Annotated in this window: 3 protein-coding genes; all 3 read right to left on the bottom strand. The window is 71.2% G+C overall.

Features of this window, described 5'->3' with window-relative positions:
* Positions 1 to 798: ABC transporter ATP-binding protein (locus D7V80_RS40425; protein WP_147447389.1), on the bottom strand; the 798-nt coding region annotated here is incomplete at its 3' end.
* A gap of 39 nt (positions 799 to 837) precedes the next feature.
* A complete protein-coding gene (cyoE, locus tag D7V80_RS40420) occupies positions 838 to 1722 on the bottom strand; it encodes a heme o synthase (RefSeq protein WP_120593085.1) in 885 nt (294 codons plus the stop codon).
* Between the two features lie 214 nt (positions 1723 to 1936).
* The coding region (locus D7V80_RS40415; protein ID WP_233586089.1) for a tetratricopeptide repeat protein at positions 1937 to 3752 on the bottom strand (1816 nt) is incomplete at its 5' end.

Raw genomic sequence — 3752 nt, 5'->3', positions numbered from 1 at the left:
CTCCACCACCGTCGCCCCAAGCCCCAGCCGCTCCGTCACCTGCGCGGCCAGCGCCTCCGGCTCCGGGCCCTCCAGCGTGAGGATGTCCCCGCCCATGCGCGCGGCGAGCGCCCGGGGCGTGTCGCACGCCACCAGCTTCCCGGCGTCCAGCACCGCCAGCCGGTCGCAGCCTTCCGCTTCATCCGCGCGGTGCGTGGTGAGCAGCACGGTGACGCCCTGCGCGTCACGTAAACGCTTGAGGTGCGTCCAGAAGGTGCGGAAGGCCGCCTCGTCCAGGCCCTGCGTGGGCTCGTCCATCAGCACCACGCGCGGCTGGTGCACCAGCGCCCGCGCCAGCTCCAGCCGCCGGCGCATGCCGCCCGACCAGGTGCCCACCTTCTCATCGCCCCGGTCCTGCAGGCCGATGAGCGACAGCATCGTCTCCACGCGCGCCTTCGCGTCCGCGCCCGTGAGGCCGTACAGCCGCGCGCCCAGCAGCAGGTTCTCCCGGGCGGTGAGCAGGTCGTCCAGGCTGCTCCTCTGGAAGATGATGCCCATCTGGCGCCGCAGCGCCGGGTCGCTCAGGGACAGCACCCTGCCCGCGAAGTGCACCTGCCCCGCGTCCGGCGCGAGCAGGCCCGCGAGCAGCTGGAAGGTGGTGGACTTGCCGGCGCCGTTGGGCCCCAGGAGGCCCAGGATTTCGCCCGGCTGCACGGACAGTGACAGCCCGTCCACGGCGGTGCGCCCGCCGAAGCGGCGCGTGAGCCCCTCGATGCGCAAGAGCGGCGGGGGCGGGGTCGGAACGGAGGTGTCAGGCATGCGAAGGGCGGCCTTGCACCCGGACGCCGCGAGGGGGTGCTAGCCGCGGGGGATGCGGTCCAGCGCCATCACGGCGAACAGGCCGGTGAGATACACGAGCGAATACACGAACGTCTGGCGAGCCCAGGGCTTTCCCAGGTGCTTGAAGAAGCCCCACGCCCCCAGGCCCAGGAAGCCCAGCCCCAGCACCACCGCCGCGGCCAGGTACCACGTGCCGGCGATGTGCAGCTGGAAGGGCAGGAGCGTCATGGGCACCAGCGCCACCAGGTACAGCACCACCTGCGCGCGGCCGGACTCGTCCCCGCGCTCCAGCGGAATGGATTTGAGGCCCGCGGCGGCGTACTCGTCCTTGCGGAACAGCGCGATGGCGATGAAGTGCGGCATCTGCCAGAGGAACATGATGGCGAACAGCGCGAAGCCGCCCGCGTCCACCTGGCCCGTCACCGCCGTCCAGCCCATGAGCGGCGGCAGCGCGCCGGGGATCGCGCCCACCAGCATCGCCGCGGACGTGCGGGCCTTGAGCGGCGTGTAGGCCAGCACGTAGCTGAGCAGCGCGATGAGCCCCAGCACGCCGGTGAGCAGGTTGGCGCCCATCACCAGCGCGGGCAGCGACACCGCCGCCAGGGACAGGCCGAACCACAGCGCCGTGCTGGGGTCCATGCGCCCGGCGGGCAGCGGCCGGTTGCGCGTGCGCGCCATGAACTGGTCGCTGTGGCGCTCCCAGTAGCAGTTGAACGCGTTCGCCGCGCCCACCGTCCCCGCCGTCGCCAGCAGCGTCACCAGCGCGCGCACCGGAGTGAAGTGCCCCGGGGCCATGAACATGCCGCCCGCCGCGGTGATGAGCACCAGCGACGACAGCCTCGGCTTCGTGAGGGAGATCAGGTCGGACGCGGTGGACGACTGGGACAGGGCACGCGCGCTCAAGCGGACTCCAGCAGGTAGTCCCTGGACCGCGGTCGCTTCCGGCTACGGTCAAGGGGGTGTGGGGTGGCCCCTCCCATACCGTCACCTGGGAGGGGTGGCAAGGCTGGGGCTCCCCGCCACATCAGCCTGCCTTGTCGCCCCCCGTCAAAAACGAAACGCCGCGAGGCCCCGGAAGCGGGCGTCGCGGCGCGTGGGGGACAGCGAAGGGCGGGGGTCAGTTCCCCGCGAGCCGCTGAGCGTCGGCGAGGAACTCGCCTTTGGGCTCGCGCCGCACGTACTCGGCCGCCAGCGTCTTGACCTTGCCCGACTGCTTGGCGTCCTTGGAGAGCAGCTGCGCGTAGAAGTAGTACACCGGCGAGTAGTTCTCGTCGGCCTGCAGCGCGCGCTGGTAGGTCTCGTCCGCCTTCGCCGCCTCACCCTTGCCCTGGTAGACGCGGCCCAGCTCCGTGAGCGCGTTGGCGACGCGGTCCGGCTGGCCGAAGAACTCCTGGCTGGCCTTCTCCAGTTGCTCCTTCGCCTTGTCCCAGTCCGAGCGCTCCCGGTAGATGGCGCCCATGGCGAGCCGGGCCTCCGGGTTCTTCGCCTTGGGGTCCTTCACCGCGCGCTGGTACTGCGCGAGCGCGTCCTCCAGCTTGTTCTGGCGGCGGTAGGCGTTGCCCAGCATCACCACCAGCTTGGGGCTGTCGCCCATCGTCTTGAGCGCGGTGACGAGCGCCTCGGAGGCCTCCTTCTCACCGCCCGGCTTGCCCATGAGGGCCTTGGCCAGCTCGACGTAGAACTGCGCGCGGCTGCCGTCCGCGCGGATGGCCTTGCGGATCTCCTCCGTGGCCGCGTCGAAGTTGCCCTCCGCCAGCAGGCGGCGGCCCTTGATGAGGTTCAGCTCCGGGTTCTGCTTGTCGAGCGCGAAGCCGGTCTCCTCCGCCTTCGTGACCTCCTGCTTCGCCTTGGCGGGATCCGCCGGCACGCCCGTGGCCTCGGTCAGCAGCTGCTGCTGGTCCGGCTTGAGCGTGGGCATGGCCAGCGCCACGCGGGCGATGAGCAGCGAGCGAGCGAGCTGCGCGGCGGCGAGCTGACGCGGGCTGGGCGGCGGCTCGGCCTCCAGCAGCTTCTTGATGTCCCGGCTGGCCACCGCGTAGTTCGGCGCGTCCTGCTCCAGCATCAAGAGCGAGCGGCCCAAGAGCGACTCCGGGTGGTCCTTCTCGTAGCGCAGGGCGAAGTCGTAGTTCTTCCAGGCGGTGTTGTCCTGGCCCAGCCGGCGGTACACCGCGCCCAGGCCCGCGTAGACGCGCGGATCATCCGGCGCCAGCGCCTGCGCGCGCTCCAGGCTGTCGCGCGCGCGCTCCAGGTCGCCCGCGTTCATCTGGATGAGGCCCAGCGTGAGGTACAGGAGCGAGGACGCCTTGTTCTGGTCGTTGAGCTCCTTGACCTGCGTCTCCAAGGAGGCCAGCGCGCCCTTGCCGTCACCGCTGTACGTCTTGATCAGCGCCTGCGCGGCGATGAGGTGGCTGGACAGCTCCTTGCCCTTCTGGGCCGCCGCCAGGTGCTCCTCGGCCTGCCGGCGCGCGTCGTCGCCGCCGCCGTGCTCACCCCAGCGGATGGCGTAGGCGTACGCCAGGTAACCGTGGGCCGCGGTGGAGTCCGGGTCCACCTCCAGCGCCAGGTCCGCCGCCGCGCACGCCTTCTTGTAGCTGTCGAACGAGTCGTGCTTCAGCTGCTCGGTCGCGGCGTCCAGGTTCTTCTTGAGCTCGCGGCCGCGCTTCTTGGCCTGCGCCGAGTAGAAGCCGTATCCACCCGCGAACAGCGGGATGAGGATGAGCAGGACCAGCGACAGCATCTTGCTGCCGTTGCTCTTGGGCGCGCCCTTGCGGCGCGACGCCGGCTCGTCGTCGTCGTCCTCGACCTCTTCCACCACCACCTGCGGACGGCGCTGGGTGGGGCGCGGAGCGGAATCCGACGCGGGGCGCGCCGTGCGGGCCGCCTGCTGCGAAGGCGCGTTGATGCGGCCCACGGGCTGTCTCTTATACACACCT

The sequence above is a fragment of the Corallococcus sp. CA054B genome (genome assembly GCF_003611625.1).
Taxonomy (GTDB): domain Bacteria; phylum Myxococcota; class Myxococcia; order Myxococcales; family Myxococcaceae; genus Corallococcus; species Corallococcus coralloides.
Note: the sequence above shows the minus strand (reverse complement) of the source record. Positions and strands in the feature narration are given on the sequence as shown.